Below are 22,561 nucleotides of genomic sequence, written 5' to 3'. Positions count from 1 at the left end.
TTCCTACTGCCCTGCCGGGCGCATCCGGCGCAGTGCGGGACGCTGTTTCCGGCTCTTCTCCGCGTTCTTCTCCGCGCTCTTCTCCGCACGCTCGAGGTGTTCGGCGAGGCCTGCCACGGTCGGGGTTTCGAAGACGCTCCGAATGCCCAACTCGACGCCCATGACCGCACGGACCCGGCCGATGAGCCGTGTCACCAGAATCGAATGCCCGCCCATGTCGAAGAAGTCATCGTCGATGCCGACCGACGGCACGCCGAGAACTTCCGCGAACAGCCCGCACAATGCCTCCTCCTGTGCCGTTCTCGCGGCACGTCCCCCCGGCTTCGCGACGAAGTCGGGCGCCGGCAGAGCTCGCCGGTCCAACTTACCGTTGGGAGTCAGCGGAAGTGCCTCGAGAGTGACGTACGCCGCAGGCATCATGTAATCCGGCAGCATTGCCGACGCATAACGGCGCAACTCCGCAGCCACTGCCGGGCCTTCGAAATCGGTCGCCGGCACATTGGTATGAGAACCGGGCTCCCCCGTCGCGGCGGACGGCAGATAGAGGTCCGTGAGCGCGGTCATCGGCGCCTCGGCCCCGGCCTCGGCCGGGTCGACGAAGAGTACGTCGAAGGCGTCGTGCCCCGCACCGGACCAGGTGGCAGCGACCTGGTAGCCGAGCCGCTCGCCCATGGCACAGAAGGTTTCCGGGTCCACGCCGCGCGATGCCCCCTCCCGTATCACACGCCCGTTGGGAACTCCCTTGACCCGCAGCCGGGCCGGACGCTTCCGCGCCACATAGTCGGCGACGGCATCGAGTTCGTCGGCGTCCGCACGCCACTCCAGGATTTCCGCGTCGCGCAGCGAAACCAGCGATTCCGCGGGCTTCTTGTGCAGGACGGCCTCATAGCGGTAACGGGTCAGTTCGTTGTGGTGTTCACCGCGCTTGATGCGGATGTCCGCACCGCCGAGTCCGGGAATCGTGTCGGCCATCGCCATGAAGAACTCCGGCTCGATGAGCAGTTCCTTCTCCATGAGCGCGGCCCGCTCCGCCTTCTGGCGCAACTCCTCGGGGCCGTCGCCCTCTTCCGCCCGGTGGGACTGTACGTCGGTGTGGAAAGCGTCGAGCAGTCGCAGGTTTCTGACGTCACCCACGACGATCACACCGCCCGGTGCGAGCAGTTGCGTCACCCTGCCGATGACCTCGGCCAGGTAATCGGCACCGGGGAAGTACTGGACGACCGAGTTCACCACGACGGCGTCGAAGAATTCCGTCGGCAGGCCGTCCGCCACATGGGCCGGCTGCTGCCGCAGCTCCACCTTGTCCGCCAGTTCCGGAATGCGTGCCACCTGGGTGCGCAGCGCATCGATCACCGGTCCGGAGAAGTCCGTTCCCCAGTAGGACTCGCAGTCCCGGGCCAGCCGGGACAGCAGGAGTCCGCTGCCGACGCCTATCTCCAGAATGCGGCGGGGTGCGTAGTCGCGAACGCGCGCGACGGCCGCGTCCCGCCACTGGTGCATCTGGGCGAGCGGGATCCTCTCACCGTCGTAACTGCTCACCCACAGCCCGAAGTCCTCGCCGAACTCGGCCGACCCCGCCTCGGCATAGACGTTGTCGTAGATGTTCTGCCACTCGCCGACCCGGTGCTCGTCGTCGGCCTCGTCCCGGACGTCCTCCGCGGTGCCGGGCACCACATAGGCCACGAGCCGCTTGTCACCGGGGCGGTCCTCGCGCACGGTCACCGCGACCGAGCCGACCCGGGGGTGCTGGGCCAGGACGGACTCGATCTCCCCGAGCTCGATCCGGAAGCCGCGCACCTTGACCTGGTCGTCGGCGCGGCCGATGAACTCCAGCTCGCCGGTGCGGGACCAGCGGGCCAGGTCGCCGGTGCGGTACATCCGGGCCCCGGAGCCGGTGGAGGCGAACGGGTCGGGGACGAAGCGCTCGGCCGTCAGCCCGGGCCGACCCCGGTAGCCCCGGACCACGCCCTCACCGGCGATGTAGAGCTCGCCGGCGACGCCCGCCGGCACGGGGCGCAGCTGTGCGTCCAGCACGTACACCTGCGTGTTGGCGATCGGACGGCCGATCCCGGGCGCGGCGGCCGACCGCTCGTCCAGGGCGGAGGCGGTCGACCAGATCGTCGTCTCCGTCGGCCCGTACATGTTCGTCACCGAACGGGCCGCCGCCACCAGGGACTTCGCCAGGTCCTCCGGCAGCGGCTCGCCGCCGACCAGGACGCGCACCCCGTCCAGCGGGATGCCGTCGGCGACCGCCACGCGCCACAGGCTCGGCGTCGCCTGCATCACCGTGATGCCGGAGCCGGTGACGAGCTCGCGCAGCGCGGCGGTGTCGCGTACCGCGTCCCGGCCGGCCAACACGACGGCGGCGCCGTTCAGCAGCGGCAGGAAGACCTCCAGGCCCGCGATGTCGAACCCGAACGTCGTGACCGCCAGCAGCCGGTCGCCGGCGCCGAGCCCGAACCTCTCCTGCATGGCCGCGAGGAAGTTGACGAGGCTGCTCTGCGGCACGACGACGCCCTTGGGGCGTCCCGTCGAGCCGGAGGTGTAGATGACGTACGCCGACGACGCGGTCCGCTGCGGAACGTCCACGTCGTCCGCGGGCCGCGCGGCCAACTCGCCGGCGGTGTCCGGGTCGTCGAGGACGACCTGCCGGACGTCGCCGGGGAGAGCGTGGTCGCGCGTGGTGAGCACGAGGGTGGGCTGCGCGTCCTCGAGCATGTACGCGATGCGGTCCGCCGGATAGTCCGGGTCGACGGGCAGATATGCCGCACCCGCCTTCAGCACCGCCAGCACCGCCACCACGAACTCCGTGCTGCGCGGCAGCGCCAAAGCCACGAACTGCTCGGCACCCACACCGAGTTCGAGCAGGTGACGCGCCAGACGGTTCGCTCGCGCGTTCAGCTCGGCGAAGCTCACCACCGAACCCGCACACACCACCGCATCCGCCTGCGGAGTACGCGCCACCTGCGCCTCGAACAGCTCCGGGACGCTCACCCACTGACGGTCCGCACCTGTGTCGTTCCACTCGACCAGGACCCGGCGCCGCTCCTCCTCACCCAGCACATCCACCGAACCCAGACGCACATCCGGATCCGCCAGCACCACCGACAACAACCGCTCGAACCGTCGGACCATGGCCGCCACGGTGTCGCGGTCGAAGAGGTCCGTGGCGTACTCGACGTCACCGTCGACGCCCGCACCGCGTCCGTCCTCGGTGAAGCGCTCGGTCAGGCTCCACGACATGTCGAACTTGGAGGTGCCCACGTCCAGCATCTGCTCCTGGACCCGGAGCCCCGCCAACTCGACCGATTCCTCGGCGTTGTTCTGCAGCGCCAGCATGACCTGGAACAGGGGCTGGTACGCCGTCGAGCGCGTCGGGTTGAGCACCTCGACGAGCCGCTCGAACGGGATGTCCTGGTGCTCGAAAGCCGCCAGGCTCGTGTCACGCACCCGCGCCACGACGTCCCGGAAGCGGGGGTCGCCCGACACGTCCGTACGCAGCACGAGCGTGTTGACGAAGAAGCCGACCAGGTCGTTGAGCGCCTCGTCCGTACGACCGGCCACCGGCACACCCACCGGAATATCCGTCCCCGCGCCCAGACGGTTCAACAGGGCGGCGAACGCTGCCTGGAGAACCATGAACACGCTCACCCCGGATTCGCGGGCCAGCGTGCCGAGGTTGTCGTGCACCTCGGGGGCGAGGGAGAAGGTGATCCGCTCGCCTCGGTGGCTGGGGGTGGCGGGGCGCGGGCGGTCGGTGGGGAGCGTCAGCTGGTCCGGAATTCCGGCCAGCTGATCACGCCAGTACGCGAGCTGGCGACTGGAGACGCTCTCCAGGTCGTCCTCACTGCCCAGCAACTCCCGCTGCCACAGCGCGTAATCCGCGTACTGCACCGGCAGGGCGTCCCATTCCGGAGACTCGCCCGAGCAATGCGCGGCGTACGCCACGGAGACGTCCCGCACCAGCGGCGCCAGCGACCAGCCGTCACACGCGATGTGATGCACGACGAGCAACAGCACATGCTCCGACTCCGACAGTGCGAACACCCGCGCACGCAACGGCAAATCGACCGAAAGGTCGAAGCCTCGGCCGCCTTCGGCCGTCACCAGCGCCGTCAGCTCGTCCTCACCGGAGACCGGCACGACCGCGTAGTCCAGCTCCATCGCCTCAGGTGCGACGATGCGCTGGCAGGGTGCGCCACCGTCCGTCTCGACGACGGTGGTCCGCAGGATCTCGTGCCGGACGGCGACATCGCGCAGGGCTGCCTTCAGCGCGTCACGGTCCAAGGGACCGGACAGCCGCAGGGGCATGGCCATGTTGTAGGTGCCGGTGGCGCCTTCGAAGCGGTTGAGGAACCACAGCCGCTGCTGCGCGAACGAGACCGGCAGCGCCTCCGGCCGCGACTCGGCCGCCACGAGCGCCGGACGACCGCCCGCACCCTCGACGACCAGTGCGGACAGCCCGGCAACGGTCGGCGACTGGAACAGCGCCCGCACCGGCAGGTCGACGCCGAAGACGGCACGGATACGGCTGATCACCCGCGTCGCCAGCAGCGAATGCCCGCCCAGGGCGAAGAAGTCGTCGTCGATTCCCACGCCCGGCACGCCGAGGATCTCGGCGAACAGGCCGCAGAGGGTCTCCTCGCGCGGATTGCGCGGTCCGCGGCCTTCCACCGCACCCGCGTAATCCGGCATCGGCAGCGCCCGGCGGTCCAGCTTCCCGTTACCGGTCAACGGCAGCGCGTCCAGCACCACGAACGCCGACGGCACCATGAACTCCGGCAGCGCCTCCGCCACAAACCCGCGCAGCTCCGCCGCATCGACCGAGCTGCCCGACGGCACTACGTACGCCACCAGACGCCGGTCACCGGGGCGGTCCTCGCGCACCACCACCGCAACCTGGGCGACCTCTGCCGAGCGGGACAACACCGCCTCGATCTCGCCCAGTTCGATACGGAAGCCCCGGATCTTCACCTGGTCGTCGGCGCGGCCGAGGAACTCGAGCTCGCCGGTGCGGGTCCAGCGCACCAGGTCACCGGTGCGGTACATCCGCTCGCCGGCACCACCGAACGGATCGGCGACGAACCGCTCCGCCGTCAGCCCCGGCCGTCCCAGGTAGCCCCGGCCCAGACCGGCACCGGCCACATACAGCTCGCCCACGACACCGACCGGCACCGGACGCAGCCCCGCGTCCAGCACATAGGTCCGCGCCCGGGAGATCGGCCGTCCGATCACCGGCTGCGGGCTGTCGGCGGTGATCTCGCCGTCGACGGAGTCGACCGTGCACTCCGTCGGCCCGTAGGTGTTGTAGGCAACGGTGTCCTGGCCGGCCGCGAGCTCGTCCCACATCGCCTGCGGGATGGCCTCGCCGCCCACGACGAGCATCAGCGGGACATGGCCTCCAACATCCAGTAGGCCGAAGGACATGAGCTGCTGGAGGTAGGTGGGCGTTCCGTCCACGTAGTCAATCCGGTGGTCCCGGACGTAGCGCACGAAGGTTTCGGCGTCCAGCCGGACCTCGTCCTCGATGATGTGCAGTTCGTGGCCGTCGATCATCCACAGCATCGGGTCCCACGAGGCGTCGAAGGACCAGGACGCGGTGTGCGCGACGCGGAGCCTGCGGTCGCCGAGGCGAGTGAGGGCGGTCGTGAAGAGGGCCGATTCGCCGCTGTAGACCTGGGCCAGGTTGGCGAGGCCCCGGTGCTCGACCACGACGCCCTTGGGGCGGCCCGTCGAGCCGGAGGTGTAGATGAGGTAGGCGGGGCTCTCGGGCCGGAGCGGAAGCGCCGGGTTGTCGTCCGGGCGGGACGCGATGAGGTCAGCCGTCTCGGGGTCGTCGAGGACGACCTGCCGGACGTCACCGGGGAGAGCGTCGTCGCGCGTGGTGAGCACGAGGGTGGGCTGCGCGTCCTCGAGCATGTACGCGATGCGGTCCGCCGGATAGTCCGGGTCGACGGGCAGATATGCCGCACCCGCCTTCAACACCGCCAGCACCGCCACCACGAACTCCGTGCTGCGCGGCAGCGCCAAGGCGACGAACTGCTCGGCACCCACACCGAGTTCGAGCAGATGACGCGCCAGACGGTTCGCCCGCGCGTTCAGCTCCGCGAAACTCACCGCCGACCCCGCACACACCACCGCATCCGCCTGCGGAGTACGCGCCACCTGCGCCTCGAACAACTCCGGGACGCTCAACCGCTGACGGTCCACGCCCGTGTCGTTCCACTCGACCAGGACCCGGCGCCGCTCCTCCTCGCCCAGCACATCCACCGAACCCAGACGCACATCCGGATCCGCCAGCACCACCGACAACAACCGCTCGAACCGCCGCACGATCGCCTCGGCGGTCTCGCGGTCGAAGAGATCGGTGGCGAATTCCAGCTCGCCCTCGAAACCGGCCGGGCTGCCGTCGCCGTCCGTGAACCGCTCGTCCACGGTCAGGGTCAGGTCGAACTTCGCCGTGCCGTTGGGAACGGGCTGGACGCTCACGTCCAGGCCGGGCAGCGGGAAGTCCGCGACCGGGTTGCTCTGGAAGGCGAGCATGACTTGGAACAGGGGCTGATACGCCGCCGAACGCACCGGGTTGAGTACCTCGACAAGCCGCTCGAACGGCACGTCCTGGTGCTCGAAAGCCGCCAGGCTCGTGTCACGCACCCGCGCCAGCACATCGCGGAAGCGGGGGTCGCCCGACACGTCCGTACGCAGCACCAGCGTGTTGACGAAGAAGCCGACCAGATCGTTGAGCGCCTCGTCCGTACGACCGGCCACCGGCACACCCACCGGAATGTCCGTCCCCGCGCCCAGACGGTTCAACAGGGCGGCGAATGCGGCCTGCATCAGCATGAAGACGCTCACCCCGGCCTCGCGGGCCAGCGCGATGACCTGCTCGTGCGTCTCCACGTCCAGGCGCACCGGCACCACACCACCCTTGTGGCTGGGGGTGGCGGGGCGTGGGCGGTCGGTGGGGAGCGTCAGCTGGTCCGGAATACCGGCCAGCTGATCACGCCAGTACGCGAGCTGACGGCTGGAGACGCTCTCCGCATCGCCCTCGCTGCCCAGCAACTCCCGCTGCCACAGCGCGTAATCCGCGTACTGCACCGGCAGGGCGTCCCATTCCGGGGACTCCCCCGAGCAATGCGCGGCGTACGCCACGGAGACGTCCCGCACCAGCGGCGCCAGCGACCAGCCGTCACACGCGATGTGATGCACGACCAGCAACAGCACATGCTCCGACTCCGACAGCGCGAACACCCGCGCACGCAATGGCAATTCCGTCGCGAGCTCGAATCCGCGATTGCCCTCGGCGGCCGTCCGCTCGGCGAGCTCGTCCTCATCGGCGACCGGCAGCAGGGCGTAGTCCAGCTCCGCCTCGGCCGCGTCCACCACCTGCTGGCGCGGTTCGCCGTCGGTGCCCTCGACGACCAGGGTGCGCAGGCTTTCGTGCCGCGCCATCACATCACGCAGCGCGGCCTTCACCGCTTCATGGTCGACGGTTCCGGAAAGACGGAGCGGAATCGGCAGGTTGTAGGTGCCACTCACGCCTTCGAGACGGTTGAGGAACCACAGCCGCTGCTGTGCGAACGAGACCGGCAGCGCCTCCGGCCGCGACTCGGCCGCCACGAGCGCCGGACGACCGCCCACACCCGCATCAATCAGCGGCGACAACCCCGCGACCGTCGGCGACAGGAACAGCGCCCGCACCGGCAGGTCGACGCCGAAGACGGCACGGATACGGCTGATCACCCGCGTCGCCAGCAGCGAATGCCCGCCCAGCGCGAAGAAGTCGTCGTCGATTCCCACACTCGGCACACCGAGGATCTCGGCGAACAGACCGCAGAGAATCTCCTCGCGCGAATTACGCGGACCACGACCACCGTCCACCGCACCCGCGTAATCCGGCACCGGCAGCGCCCGCCGGTCCAGCTTCCCGTTACCGGTCAGCGGAAGTGCGTCCAGCACCACGAACGTCGACGGCACCATGAACTCCGGCAACGCCTCCGCCACAAACCCGCGCAGCTCCGCCGTATCCACCGCACCGCCCGACGGCACCACATACGCCACCAGACGCCGGTCACCGGGACGGTCCTCGCGTACCACCACCGCAACCTGGGCAACATCAGCGGCACGAGACAACACCGCCTCGATCTCACCCAGTTCGATACGGAAACCGCGCACCTTCACCTGGTCGTCCGCGCGCCCCATGAACTCGAGCTCGCCCGCACCCGACCAGCGCACCAGGTCACCGGTGCGGTACATCCGCTCGCCGGCACCACCGAACGGGTCGACGACGAACCGCTCCGCGGACAGCCCCGGCCGTCCCAGGTATCCGCGCGCCAGCCCGGCACCGGCCACATACAGCTCGCCCACGACACCGACCGGCACCGGACGCAGCCCCGCGTCCAGTACGTACAGCTGGAGGTCGGGAATTCCGGCGCCGATCACGCTGCCCTGGTTGGCGGTGACGGAATTCCGGTCGAGCGGGCGGTAGGTCACGTGCACGGTCGTCTCGGTGATGCCGTACATGTTGACCAACGTCGGCGCGTCATCAGCGTGCCGCTCGTACCACGCGGCCAGCTTCGCGGGCTCGAGGGCCTCACCGCCGAAAACCACGTAACGCAGGGCGAGTTCGAGATCGGGCCGGTCCTGTTCGGCCTGCATGAGCTGGTAGAAGGCGGACGGGGTCTGATTGAGGACCGTGACGCGCTCCGCGGCCAGCAGACCGACGAAATCGGCCGGGGAACGGCTCGTGTCATAGGGCACCACGACGAGCCGTCCGCCCTTGAGGAGCGCGCCCCAGATTTCCCACACCGAGAAGTCGAAGGCGTAGGAGTGGAACAGCGTCCATACGTCGTCCGGGCCGAAGCCGAACCAGTGGTCCGTGGATTCCAGCAGGCGGATGACGTTCCGGTGCGGAATGACGACGCCCTTGGGGCGGCCGGTGGAGCCGGAAGTGTAGATGACGTACGCGGCGTGGCCCGGGGAGAGGGAGAGCGCGCTGTCCGGCCGCGTGACCGGGCGGCGGGCGATGTCGGCCTTTACGGCGTCGTCGTCCAGGCGGAGCGGTGTCACGGATTCCGGGAGCCGGGGTGCCGTGTATCCGTCGGCCAGCATCAGGACCGGGTCGGTGTCCGCCAGCATTCCGACGATACGGTCGGCGGGATAGTCCTGGTCGACCGGAAGGTACGCCGCACCCGATTTGAGGACGGCCAGCACCGCGACGACCAGCTCGGCCGAGCGCGAAAGACACAGGGCGACGAATCGCTCCGGTCCCGCACCGTGCTCGACGAGGCGATGCGCCAACTGATTGGCCCGCTCGTCGAGTTCGCGGTACGTCAGCCGGGTGTCCCCGAAGGTCAGCGCGATCGCGTCGGGCGTCCGTGCGGCCTGGGCCTCGAACATCTCGGTGATGGTGCGGCTGTCACCAGAAGTCTTCCGGTTCTCGGCACCGCTCCACACCGAGAGGACCTGGTGCTGTTCCTCGGCGGAGAGGAGTTCGGTCTGCCCGACCGGGCACTCCAGGTCCGCCGCGAAACGGTTGAGGAAACCGAGGAAGCGGCGCTGGTGTCCGGCCACGTCCTCGGCGCTGTATCCGGCCCGGTCGCCCTTGACGTCGAAACGCAGGCCGCCTTCGTCGGGCAGGACGGTCACATCGACCGACAGGTCCGGAACGGGTCCGGAGAACACGGGCACCAGCGCGCCCTCGCAATTGCCGAACGGAATGTTCCCGGCGAACGGCATGATGTTGATGCGCGGGGCACTCGCCTGCCAGTCCTGCCGGGAACTCCGCAGATCCCGGCGGATGTCCTCGGGGCGGTACCGCTGGTGGCGAAGCAGCTGCCGTACTTCCCCGGACACGGTGCGCACGAAATCGTGCACGGTCGCCGCGGGGTCGACGGTCACGACGAGCGGCAGCACGTTGGACAACATGCCGGGGGTACGCCGGTTCACGACACCGGTACGGGCCGGCACCGGGAATTCGACGGTGACGGTGGAGGATCCCGTCAGACGGTGGATGTAGGCCGCATAGGCGGCGGTGAGCACACCCGACCACGTGGACCGCGCGGCACGCGCCGAAACGGAGAGCCGCTGGAAATCCTCCTGCGACAGATAGCCCGTCGACTGGTGGATGTCACCGTTGCTGCTCCGGCCGATCTTCCCGGAGACGGTGACCGGCGCGGGTGCGTCGGCGAGCCGCCGCGACCAGAACTCCCGGTCTTCCCCGAACTGTTCGCTCTCCCGGTAGGCCGTGTCCTCGTCGAGGACGGCCTTCAGCGGGAAGAACGGGGTCGGCCCCGGCTCCTCGCCCTTGCACAGGGCCGCGTAGATCTCGGCGATGCGCGCGATGACCAGCGGGGCACTGAATCCGTCACCGAAGAGGTGGTGGCTGTGCAGGGTCAGCGCATGCCGGTCGTCCGCCAGCCGGAACAACGTCGCCCGCGGAATGCTGTTCGCGAGGTCGACCGGCTGGACGCGCATGGCCTCCGTCAGATCCCGTGCGGCCTGCTCGGGCGATTCCTCGCCACTGACATCCGTCACCGGCAGAACGAACTCGGCCAGATCCTTGACGATTTGCAGCGGGCCGTTGTCTCCCTCGACCAGGGCGCAGCAGCCGTTCTCGGTTTCCCGGAGCGCCCGGTGCACGGCCCGCTCGAGCAGCGGGACGTCAAGCGGACCATGGACATCCAGCTCGTAGCAGACGTTGAAGCCGTGGTCTTCCGGAGTCAGCTGCTGGGCGAGCCAGACTCCCATCTGTGCGGCCGACAATGGCAGGGCGGCCGGATTGAGCTGTTCTGTCATGACGATGACGTCCCCCGTCGAATTACTGATCAACTATGTGAATGCGTCCGCGACTTACCGCGTAACGCCGTCCCGGCTATTCGGCCGCGCACCATTCGAGGACCGCCATGGCGGCGGTCATCTTGTGGAACGCCTGGCGCCAGGCGCGGCTGCGGGGGCCGTCCAGGACCTCGTCGACGACATCCTCGCCGCGCATGGCGGGCAGGTCGTGCATGAAGATCGTGTGCGGTGCGCTGAGGCGGTCCATCAGTTCGGACGAGACCTGGTAGGGCCGGAAGGCGTCGATCCAGTTCGGGTCGTCGTGGGTCACGCCCATGGTCTTCCAGCGCGCCGTGTAGACGGCGTCCACCGTGCGGTCGACGGCGGCGAGGTCGTGCAGCTGCTCGACGCCCGCCGCACCGTTGCCGAGCTTGTCCGCGAGGGTGAGGACCTCGTCGGGAACGCCGTAGGCGGGCGGCGTCACGATGGTCAGACGGAAGTCGGGCACCAGAGCGGTGGCCAGGGCAAGGGCGGCGGCCGTGCTGTTGCCCTCGCCGACGTACAGCAGCTCGCGGCCGGCGAGGCTGCCGAACTCCTCGGTGAGCATGGCGAGATCGGCCAGCGCCTGGGTGGGGTGCTCGTAGGTGCTCAGCGCGTTGACGATGCTCAGCTCGCCGCTCGAGGCGAGGCGCCGCATCTCCTCGACGTCGTCGTTGGTGCGGGCCACCAGGATGTCCAGGTAGTTGCCGAGCACCCGGCCGGTGTCCTCGAGCGATTCACCGGTCACGAGCTGGAGGTCGTCCGGGCCGTAGCAGATCGTGTGGGCGCCCAGACGCGCCGCCGCCGACCAGAACGCGGTGCGCGTGCGCGTGGACGAGCGCCGGAAGTAGATGCCGACGGACTTGCCCGCGAGCGTCTGCTCCGGCCGCGCCGTCGCCCCCAGCTCGACCGCGCGGTCGACCAGACCGGCGAGCGTCCCGGCGTCGAGGTCGGTGATGGACAACAGGCTCTTCATTACTGCTCCCTTTCAGGAGTGATGAGTTCAGGAGTTGCGAGGGTTTCTGGACATCTGCGCCAACTTCCGCCGGTCAAGGCGGCCATCGGGCGTCAGCGGAAGCGGAAGCGCTTTGCGGTCCACTTTTCCGGTCGGCGTGAGCGGAATGCGCTCGAGCGGAATGACGACGGCCGGGATCATGTATCCGGGCAGCTTGTCGGCGAGGAAGGTGCGGACGTCGCTCGGCGTGAGCGGATCGGCGCCTTCGTCGGGCACCAGGTAGGCGATGAGCTGCGGCCCGCTTCCGGCGATCTCCTGTGCCACCACCAGTGCCGCGCTGACGGCGTGGTGGGCGCGCAGGGCCGACTCGACCTCGCCGAGCTCGATACGGAAACCGCGGATCTTCACCTGATGGTCGACCCTGCCGAGGAATTCGAGCGAGCCGTCCTCGCGGAACCGCGCGAGGTCGCCGGTGCGGTAAAGGCGGCCCGGGCCGAAGGGGTTGGGCAGGAAGCGCGACTCGGTCAGTTCGGGCCGGCCCAGATATCCGCGGGTGACGCCGTCGCCGCCGATGAAGACTTCTCCCGGAACTCCGGCCGGTACAGGGCGCAGTTGCTCGTCGAGCAGGTATTCCGTGGAGTTCTCGATCGGTGTCCCGAGCGGGATCACGCCGTCGGTGATGTCGTCCGGCACCACCTGGACGGCATTCCACACGGTGGTTTCCGTGGGGCCGTAGACCTGCATCAGCCGGGCGGGCGCGGACTTCTCCCGTACGAGCGCGACCGCGTCGACGTTGGCCTGCTGTCCGCCGAACAGCAGCACGCGCAGCCCGGACGCGAAGTCCGGTACCTCCAGTGACAGTTGCTCCAGCAGCGCTGCGGTCATGTACATGAGCGTCACGCCGGAGGTCCGCAGGGCGCGGGCGAGATCCGCCGACGACAGCAGGACCTCCTTGGGGATCACCGCCAGCCGGGCGCCATGGCTCAGCGCCACCCAGCAGTCGAAGGTCAGCGCGTCGAACGCGGGGCTCGACGCCAGCGCCACCACATCTCCCGGGCCGGGCCGGATGTAGTCCACGTTGGCCACGAACCAGGTCAGGGCCGCGTGCGGGACGACCACGCCCTTGGGCGTGCCGGTCGACCCCGAGGTGTAGACGATGTACGCCGTGCTGTCGGGCAGCGCCCGTATCTCCGGCCCCAACTCTGCTGCGGCCAGGCTGCATTCACCGTCCTGCTCCAGGACGATCAGCGACTGCTGCTCCTCGAGCGACAGCTGCCCGGCGCTGCGCCGGTCGGCCAGGACGAGCCGGGTCCGCGTATCGCCCAGCATCAGCCGGAGCCGCGATGCGGGGTAGGCGGGGTCCAGCGGGAGGTAGCAGCCGCCTGCCTTGGCCACCGCGAGCATGGCCACGACCAGCGCTGCCGAGCGCTCGAAGCAGGTGCCCACGCTGTGGTCCGCCGCGATGCCGCGCTCCACGAGCACGGCGGCGAGAGCGGACGACTTCTCGTCCAGCTCGGCGTAGGTGAGCGTCAGCGCACCGTCCTCGACGGCGACGGCATCGGGCTGCTCACGCACCCACGCGGCGAAGCGGTGCAGCACGGTGGCGGTGCGGTCGTAGTCGGCCGCGGTGTCGTTGAACCGCCGTACGAGACGCTCGCGTTCGGCCTCGTCGAGCAGGTCGAGCGCCCCGAGCGGAGTGGCGTGGTTGCTCTCGTCGGCCAGTACGCCCAGCAGGTGCGCGTACTGGCGCGCCAGCTGCCCGGCGGCTTCGCCGGAGACGGCGGAGGGGTCGTACCGCAGTTCGCCGTGGAACTCGCGGCCGCAGCGCACCGCGAGGCTCAGCGTGCACGCGGTACGTGCCGCCTCCGCGCCGAGCAGCGTGACCTCCGCAGGGAACAGCTCCACGGGGACGTCGACACACTCCACCACCGAGTCGAACAGCGGCTGTCCGGCATCGAGGGACGACAGTGGTGCGGGCTGCTCCCCCGCCGTCTGCTCCGCGAACTCCCGCAGCCAGTCGCCGAGCAGGACGTCCGGCGCCACGCGCGTACGCACCGGAACCGTGCCCGCGAGCGATCCGACCATGGCCCGCACGCCCGGCACGTCCAGTGCGCGGCGGCTGCGGACGGCGCCGAAGACGACGTCGTCGGTGTCGGCGTACAGGCTCAGCAGGAAGGCCCATGCCGCCTCCGCGAGCACCGGCGTCAGCCCGGCGGTCAACTCGCCGGGAAGGGCGAGCTGTACGGCGGCGGTGCCGCCCGCCGCCGCGCTGCCGCCGGCCAGGCGCGTCTCGGTGGGCGTCTCGACGCCTGCCAGGCGCTGCCGCCAGTAGCGGCCCGCGGCCTCGAGGTCCTGCTGCCGCTCCCACTCCAGGAGCGCCTCGCAGGACACCGGCTCGGCGAGGGGCCACCCGGCCAGGCAGGTCAGCACCTCGTGGAGCAGGAGGTTGACGCTCCACGGGTCCAGCCGCAGCTGCTGGTAGGTCCAGCAGAGTTGGTGGGACTCCGGGCCGAGGCGGACGACCGCGATGGCGAGCGGAGCGGTGCCGCTCACCAGCGCGCGCTGCCCGGCCAGCAGGCGCTCCTCCTCCGACTCCGAGCCGCCCTGCGCGTCCACCAGGACGACCGGCGTCTCGGCGAGATGCGGCACGCCGTGGCGTGCGGCCACGCGCCGCCAGGCGCCCGCGAACGCTTCGGCGTCGAAGGCGCCGTCGAGCCGGTAGCGGTCCTGGCGGATGTGGTGAGCCGCGACCTCCGTCAAGTCCTGCTGCGCCCAGGTGAGTTGCCCGGTCATCCCCGCAGCACCCCTTCGACCGATGCTTGCAGTTCCCCGGCGGCCGACGCCCAGCGCTGCTGCCGGTCGGCGGAACGCCGCTTCAGCCGGGCCAGTTCGGCCTCGAGCGCCTCCCGTGCGCGCCGCGTCGCCTCCGGGCCGGGCCCGCCGCCGTACTCCGCGGCCTCGACCACGGCATCGGGGGCGAGCGCGCCGGGACGCAGGTCCGCGTGCTCGGGATGCCCGGCGACGTAGCCGCGCGCCACGTCGTCCAGTGGCTTCCCGGCGGACAGCCCCTCGAGCACGAGCCTGCCCACCTCGTGGTGCGCGGCCCGGAACGGCATGCCTCCGGCGACCAGGTGCTCCGCGAGGCGGGTCGCGGCGGTGTATCCGGCGGTGGCGCGCTCCGTCATGCGCTCCGGCACCGGCCGGACGCCGTCCGTGAACAGCCGCATCAGCACCATCATTTCGGTGCCGCCGCGCAGTGCGGGCCACAGGTGGGACACCGCCTCGGTGCCCACCGCGATCGCGTTCGTGTAGCCGGCGGTCAGCATCGACGTGGCGGCGCCGACGAATCCGCCGATCGGTGCCGACGCCTTGCCCTGGATGTGCTCCAGCACGAAGGGGTTGCGCTTCTGCGGCATCATCGAGCTCGCCCCGACCAGGTCGTCCGGGACGTGCAGCAGCCCGGCCTCCTCCGTGGTCCACACGGAGAAGTCCTGCGCCGCCCTCGCCACCGTCACCCCGAGCACCCCGAGGGCCGACAGCAACCGCAGCACGAAGTCCCGGGACGCCACGGCGTGCACCGAATTCATGGCCGGTGCCTCGAAGCCGAGGAGCCTGGTGGTGCGGTCCTGGTCGACCGCCACCGAGGTCCCGCCGACCGCACCGGCGCCGAGCGGGTTGACCTCCATCTCCTCGCCGGCGTGGAGCACTCCGTCCAGCCCGCGCAGCACGGCAGTGCCGAGGCCCGTCAGGTAGTGGCCGTAGGTGATGGGCACGGCCGGCTGCCGGTGGGTGTAGGCGGGCATGACCACGTCCCGGAACTCGGCCGCCCGCTCCGCCAGTACGGAGGCGAGCTGCTCGGTCTCCGTCAGCAGCGCCCCGTACGGGCGCCGCATGCGCAGCCGGATCGTGGTCGCGTTGAGGTCGTTGCGCGACCGGCCGGTGTGCAGGACGCCGCCGACGTCGGCGCCGAGCTTCTCGATGAGGTACGACTCGTAGCTCATGTACAGCCCGCGGGGCGCCGGTCGGCCCAGCACCTCGGCGAAGCCGCTGGCCCGCAGCGCCTCGATCTCGCCGAGCAGCAGCCGGACCGTGGCGATGTCCGCGATGCCCTGCTGCGCCAGCATGAGCAGGTGGGCGCGGTCCACCTCCGTGATGGCGTCCAGCTCCGGGCTGGGGCCGAACTCCTCGGCGGACTCGCCGGTGAAGAGGATGCGCCGAGCGGTCGCGTGCAGCGGCGTCTTGAGCCTGCCCGTGTCGACCTCGGACGGGTTTACGTTCTGCAGGGTCTCCTTGAGCCGGGTGAGACCGGCTTCGGCCGCTTCGCGGGCTGCCGTTGGGTCGTCCGCCGCCGCGACGACGTGGCCCAGCCGGTCCCGGAAGTCGACGGGCGTGCCCGCCGCCGCGCCCTCCGCGCGGTACAGGGACGCGTCGGTGACGCCGGGCACCGCGCGGGCGCCGCGGACGGCCCCGTCCACGGGGCCGACGGTGCAGGGCGCGTCCGCGGTGAGGAACCGGATCGCGGCGTGGCGCTGCCGCCGGTGGCCGAGCGGCACCGTCTCGCCCAGTGCCGCCATGACCTGCGCCCGTACGAGCTCGGCACCGTGGGCGAGGCCGATCAGGTCGGGGATGCGCCCGCCGGCGAGCCGGGGGTTGACCTCCACCACGTGGCCGCGGCCCTCGTGCAGCCGGATCTCGGTGTGGGCCGCTCCCCAGCCGAGCCCGAGCGCCTTCACCGCCTGCTGCGCGATCGCGCCCAGCTCGTACCGCAGCGCGGGGTCGATCCCGGCGGGGACGTCGTGCCCGATCTCGACGAACTGCGGCAGGGGGCCGACGTGTTTGCGGACGACCGTGACCACGTCCATGCCGAACGTCTCGACGGAGAACTCGTCGCCGCTGAGGTACGACTCCACGAGCACCTCGCCCGGGAGGCTCATGCCGCGCTCGTTCGTCGTGTCGGCCAACAGCTCCGCGGCGTGCGAGGCCGCCGTCGGCCCGTCCGCGCACAGCCGTACGCCGAGGCTCCCCGAGCCCAGCACGGGCTTGACGACGACGGGCGGGCCGAGCCGTACCGCCGCCGCTGCCGCCTCGTCCCGCGACGTCACGACCGCGAACGCGGGCACCGGCACCCCGGCCTCGTGCAGCACACGGCGCTGCTCGCCCTTGTTGCGGCACCGGGCCACGAGCTCCGGGTCCGGGCCGGGCAGGCCCAGGGCCCGGGCGGCGGCGGCGGCCGTCGGCACGTAGTACTCGGAGCTGGAAGTCACGCCCCGCACGGTGCCGCCGTCGCGCGCCAGTTCGCGGGCGACCCGCAGGACCGCCTCGGTGTCCGAGGTGTCGGCGACGACGTGCCGCAGCCCGTCCTCGCGGATGTAGGGATAGCGCTCGGGGTCGGTGGTCACCAGCACGGGGACGACACCGAACTCGGCGGCGCGCCGGGCGAATTCACGCCCGGTCCCGGTGGTGTTGCTCTCGACCAACAACAGCATGTCGTTCATGTCACTGCCCATATCGCCGCTCATATCGCCGCTCCCTCGGAACTCCCCGACAGCACCTGCGCGAGTGTCCGTCTGCCCCACTCCATGCGCGCCCAGCCGGTACCGGCGGCACCGGGACCGGTGACCGTGTCCGGTTCGGCGGGAAGCGCGTCCTGCCATACGCCGTTCTCCCGCAGCCATTCGTCGGAATAGACCGAGTCCTGGTAGCGGTATCCCTCGTCCGGGAGCATCACGACGACCTTGGCGTCGGGGTGGCGGGCCGCCCACCATTTCGCGACCAGGTACGCCGCTCCGCTCGTCGGCCCCATGAACAGGCTTCTGGTTTCGTGGAGTTCACGGGTGGCGCGGAAGGTGTCCCCCGCATTCACCCAGTGCACTTCGTCGTACGCGTCGTGCCGCACATTCCCCGGCATGAGGCTGTTGCCGAGACCCCGGACGATCCTGTGCTCGTCCTGCATGCCGAAGAGGACGCTGCCGTGCGTGTCGACGCCGATGAGCCGCATGTCCGGTTCGGTGAGCCGCAGGAACGACGCCATACCGCCGGTCGAGCCGCCGGAACCGACCGGGCCGACCAGGCAGTCGACACCGCCCAGGGTGGAGCTGATCAGTTCGGCCGCTTTGCCGTAGGCGGTGGGGTTGTCCTTGTTCTCGTACTGTCCCGGGACGAAGTGATCCGGGTGCCGCTCGCACAGCTCCGCCACGCGGTCCAGCCGGGCGCGCTGGTATCCGCCCTGCGCACCGGCCTTTTCCACGATCTCCACGTCGGCGCCGAGGCCACGGAGGCGGGCGCGCAGATTCTTGTCGATCGCCGGATCGCCCACGATCTTCAGGCGGTAATCGCGCATCCGGCACACCATCGCGAGCCCCAGGGCGAAAGTCCCGGACGACGTCTCGATGACGGTCGTCCGCGGAGTCAGTGCGCCGCTGTCCTCGGCCCGGTCGAGCATGAAGCGGGCCGGCAGCAGTTTCATCAGGCTGAACACCGCGCCGTACACGTTCCGTTCGAGCTGGATGATGCGCGGCAATTCGGTTGCTTCGACGATTGATTGGTACAGCATGGTGCTTCTCCCCCGAAGAACCGTGTCACTTGTCGGTGTCGCTGTCGCTGTCACTTGTCGGTACGGAAACGCCACTGCGCGGTGACGCCGTGGCGTGTCAGCAATTCGCCGGCCGCGTCCATCCGCGCTTCCACATCCGGGTCCTCGGCGTGAAAGAGCAGACCGGCCACATCTCCGCTGTGGGCCACTTGCACCCCGACCCCACCGGCCTGCCGCGCGAAGTCCTCGAGCGTGTCGAAGTCCTTGACCGGCAGGTGCCGTTGATTGATCCGTGCGCTCTCGGTGGCCACGCGGCCGAGCAATTCCGGGTCCCTGTCCCGGACCGCGTTGCGCAGCATGGTGCGCAGCATCCGGAACGCCTCGATCTCCCAGGACGAGTAGCGGGCGGGCGGCAGGCCGAGGGTGTCCACGCCGAGGCCGTCGGAACTGGTGCCGAATCCGACGACCCCCAACGGCACGAGTGCTCCGTCGAATTCCTCGATGACCTCGCCCTCGCGGTGCGCGAACAGCACGACCCGGTCCCCGAACATCAGCGCGTCCGAGGCCGTTTCGGCGTCCACCGCCAGTTTCGCGACCACGGACGGCGGGAGCACGGCGCCGACGGCGTCCTGCACGGCCCCGATCGCGGCGAGCACATCGCTGGTGGACGAACCGAATCCACGGCCGGACGGAATGTCCTCGCGGATCAGCAGCCGCCCGCCCATGGCCGGTCGCCCCAGCTCCCGCAGGGCCAGGACGGCCGCGCGCCGGGCCTTGGTCTTCCAGGACGGCTCCACGGTGACGGACGGCTCGTCCGACACGACATCCGACGCTACGAAAGTCGCCTGCGAGAAATGAAGACTGCAGGGAACCGACACCAATCCCCGCCTCAGCGACCGCCCTTCGGCGAACACCCCCTGAAGAAATTCACCGTGGTGGGCCGCCATCCACGCCTTGCCCGCCCGTACCGGTGCGCCCATGATCCCCCGCCGTCCCCCCGTTCCGTTGATCAAGGCTGCCCCGTGAGCCATTTCGCCATGGTCCGGCCGATCGCCTCGAGCGGTTCGGGCTGCATCATGTCCTTGTGCAGGCACGGGACATCGTGGTTGTGGAGGTGCCCGCCCACATGGGGCTCCCATTCGGCCGCGGTGCCGATGTCGTCGTCCGCCGCGGTGAAGAACACCACGTCCCCGTGGAAGCGGCCCGGAACATGGGCGTTGAGCAGGTTCACATTGTTCGTCTGCACGGCGGCGATGGCCGGCACGTGATGCTCGGAAAGGCCCGGGAATCCGGCGCTCTCGGCGGACAGGACCTCGCTCACCGCCTGATGGGTCAGCGGACCGTCGAACTCCGACGCGTCGTGCCCGAAGAAGTCGAGGATCGTGGCGAGAACGTCCTGCTCGTCGATCTCGACCCGCTCCGGCTCACCGTTCTGCTCGACCGGATAGGCGTCGAGCACGGCCAGCGTCGCGACCTTTTCCCCCGCCTTTTCCAGCTGGACGGCCATGGCCTGCGCCACCACTCCGCCGAACGACCAGCCGAGCAGGTGGTACGGGCCCTGCGGCTGGACCTCCCGGATGTGGCGCACGTAGTCCGCGGCCATGGCATCGATCGTGGCGGCGAGTTCCCGCTCTCCGTCCAGACCGTGGGCCTGCAGTGCGTAGACCGGACGGTCCGGGTCGATGTGCCGCAGCATTCCGGCGTAGGTCCAGCCGATTCCCGCGCCGGGGTGGACACAGAACAGCGGCAGTCTGCTGCCGGTGGCCCGCAGCGGGAGCAGCGGCCGCAACGGATTCTCGGCGGTCTTCTCCACAAGGCGCTTGGCCAGCGCAGCAGGAGTCGGCGCCTCGAAGACCGTCTGAATGGACACGTCCACGCCGAATTCGGCGCGAATGCGGCTGATGATGCGCATCGCGAGCAGGGAATGCCCGCCGAGGTCGAAGAAGTTCTCCCAGTCCTCGATCTCGTCCATGCCGAGGACGTCGGCGAAGATGTTGCACAGGGCGGCCGTCCGCTTCTCGGCGTCGTCCTCGTCGTCGCCCGGCACGCTCACATCATCCGAAAGGGCCGAAAGAGCCGGAAGCGCCGCACGGTCCGCCGGCATCTCGTCCAGCACCAACAGCGCGGACGGCACCATGAATTCCGGCAGGGACTCACCGACGAAGCGAAGCACGGCAGCGTGGTCGACAGCCGCCGCGCCGTCGGCAGGCGTGGCGTAGGCCACGAGCCGCCCCTCGCGGGCGATCACGGCCACCGCGTCGAGCGACGCGTGCCGGGCCAGCACGGCTTCGACCTCGTCGGGGTCGATCCGGTAGCCGTCGATCACGAGCCGCCCCGCGACCCGGCCGAGCAGCTCGAACCGCCCGTCCGCACGCCAGCGGGCGAGATCGCCGGTACGGGCCATCTGCCCGTCGGCACCCGTCACATACACCTCGCCGGCCACACCCGGCGGTACCGGCCGCAGGCTCTCATCGAGCACGCACAACCGCTCGTCACCGGTCACGTCGTGCCGGCCCCGGCTCCACGCGGCAAAGGCCCCGGGCAGCTCAAGGGCTTGCTGCCGTTCCTCGGGAGAAAGGATCTCCAACTCCCCGAGGCGCACACCCGGGTCCGCGATCGCCGCGTCCAGAATCCGCCCGAACCAGCGGACCATCGCCTCCGCGGTACCGCGGTCGAAGAGATCGGTGGCGAATTCGAGTTCGCCCTCCAGCCCGGCCGGCTGGGCACCATCGTCCGTGAACCGCTCGTCCAGCGTCAGGCACAGGTCGAACTTCGCCGTGCCGTTCGGCACCGGCTGCACCTTCACGTCCAGACCCGGCAGCGGAAAATGCGCCACCGGGCTGCTCTGGAAGGCCAACATCACCTGGAACAGCGGCTGATAGGCCGCGGAACGTGCCGGATTGAGCACCTCCACGAGCCGCTCGAACGGCACGTCCTGATTTTCCAGGGCCGCAAGACTCGTGTCCCGGACCTGATTCAGAACATCCCGGAATCGCGGGTCGCCCGACAGATCCGTCCGCAGCACGAGCGTATTGACAAAGAACCCCACCAGGTCATCAAGACCCTCATCGGTACGCCCCGCGACCGGCACACCCACCGGAATGTCCGTACCCGCGCCCAGCCGGTTCATCAGCACCGCGAACGCCGCCTGCGCCACCATGAACACGCTCACGCCGGCCTCACGGGCCAGCGCTGCCAGCCGCCGGTGCGTCGCCAGGTCGAACCGCACCGGAATCACGTCGCCCCGGTGGCTCGGTGTCGCAGGACGCGGCCGGTCCGTGGGCAGCGTCAGCAGCTCCGGAGAGCCGTCAAGCTGAGAACGCCAATAATCGACCTGCTGGCTGGAGACGCTGTCCGGGTCGTCCTCGCCGCCGAGCAATTCCCGCTGCCAGAGCGCGTAATCCGCGTACTGCACGGGCAATTCTTCCCACTCCGGCTCCCTGCCGGAACAGCGTGCCGCATACGCGGTCGAGACATCGCGAACCAGGGGATCAAGCGACCACCCGTCACACGCGATGTGATGCGCGACGAGCAACAGCATGTGCTCGTTCTCGGACAACACGAACAAGCGGGCTCGCAAAGGCAGATCGGCCGACACGTCAAAAGCGCGACCGCTTTCGGCGGCCACAAGCTCCGCCAGCCCGTCCTCGCCCCCAGCGACCGGCACCACCGCGTAATCCAGCTCGACCGCGTCCGCATCCACGATGACCTGACAGGGCTCGCCGTCGGTCTCCCCGACAACGGTCCGCAAACTCTCGTGCCGTACGACGACATCCCGCAATGCGGCCTTCAGTGCATTACGGTCCAATACCCCGGACAAACGCATCGGCATCGGCATGTTGTACGCACCGCCCGCGCCTTCCAGACGCGACAGGAACCACAGCCTCCGCTGCGCGAACGACAACGGAATCATGACGTCCCCAAGGGTCGCGAAAACCGCGCAAACTTCAGCATGTCCCCCACTTGCCTAAGTTGACGTTCCTGCTGCTCAAGCCGATGACACCGAGCACACCAAGATCGACCGTACGGCCGATCGTCACGCTACATCGCTCCTGTCTCAGGTGTAACTCCAGTCTCTATAACCTCTCTCACACCACATCACATACCTCACCGATCCGGACGTTACATCCGGTAACCACCCCTTCAGGCAAGAAGCGACATCCACTGGCAGAGTCGCCAGTTACGGCCGGTATCAGGGCAGTTGAAGCACTGCCTAGGTATCCCGCCATCGGAATGAGTACGCGTACGGATACCGGCCC

7 protein-coding genes are annotated in these 22,561 nt (G+C 69.7%); all 7 read right to left on the bottom strand.

The window, feature by feature from the left end; all coding sequences use genetic code 11:
• Nucleotides 1-3: 3 nt before the first annotated feature.
• The 7 genes from ACV530_RS28755 to ACV530_RS28725 all read right to left on the bottom strand — a co-directional run bounded on the left by ACV530_RS28755 (nt 4) and on the right by ACV530_RS28725 (nt 22,215).
• Nucleotides 4-10,797, bottom strand: a complete 10,794-nt coding sequence (locus tag ACV530_RS28755) for an amino acid adenylation domain-containing protein (protein ID WP_494335559.1) — start codon at nt 10,795-10,797, stop codon at nt 4-6.
• Nucleotides 10,798-10,873: 76 nt separating this feature from the next.
• Nucleotides 10,874-11,791, bottom strand: coding sequence for an ornithine carbamoyltransferase (locus ACV530_RS28750; RefSeq protein WP_494335558.1), 918 nt, complete (start codon nt 11,789-11,791; stop codon nt 10,874-10,876).
• Nucleotides 11,792-11,818: 27 nt separating this feature from the next.
• Nucleotides 11,819-14,563 (bottom strand): non-ribosomal peptide synthetase, encoded by a 2,745-nt coding sequence (locus ACV530_RS28745; RefSeq protein WP_494335557.1) that lies wholly within the window; start codon nt 14,561-14,563, stop codon nt 11,819-11,821.
• Nucleotides 14,560-17,289 (bottom strand): argininosuccinate lyase, encoded by a 2,730-nt coding sequence (gene argH / locus ACV530_RS28740; protein WP_494335556.1) that lies wholly within the window; start codon nt 17,287-17,289, stop codon nt 14,560-14,562. Before argH ends, ACV530_RS28745 begins: the two co-directional genes overlap by 4 nt.
• Nucleotides 17,286-18,323, bottom strand: a complete 1,038-nt coding sequence (locus ACV530_RS28735) for a cysteine synthase family protein (protein WP_494335555.1) — start codon at nt 18,321-18,323, stop codon at nt 17,286-17,288. Before ACV530_RS28735 ends, argH begins: the two co-directional genes overlap by 4 nt.
• A 50-nt stretch (nt 18,324-18,373) precedes the next feature.
• Nucleotides 18,374-19,123: a GHMP family kinase ATP-binding protein gene (locus tag ACV530_RS28730; RefSeq protein WP_494335554.1), complete on the bottom strand. Its 750-nt coding sequence runs from the start codon at nt 19,121-19,123 to the stop codon at nt 18,374-18,376.
• A 188-nt stretch (nt 19,124-19,311) separates the two neighbouring features.
• Nucleotides 19,312-22,215, bottom strand: coding sequence for a condensation domain-containing protein (locus ACV530_RS28725; RefSeq protein ID WP_494335553.1), 2,904 nt, complete (start codon nt 22,213-22,215; stop codon nt 19,312-19,314).
• Between the last annotated feature and the right edge of the window lie 346 nt (nt 22,216-22,561).

It is taken from the genome of Streptomyces sp. SX-6 (genome assembly GCF_059089585.1).
The sequence above is the reverse complement of the archived record's forward strand: the minus strand, read 5'-3'. Positions and strand labels throughout refer to the sequence as shown.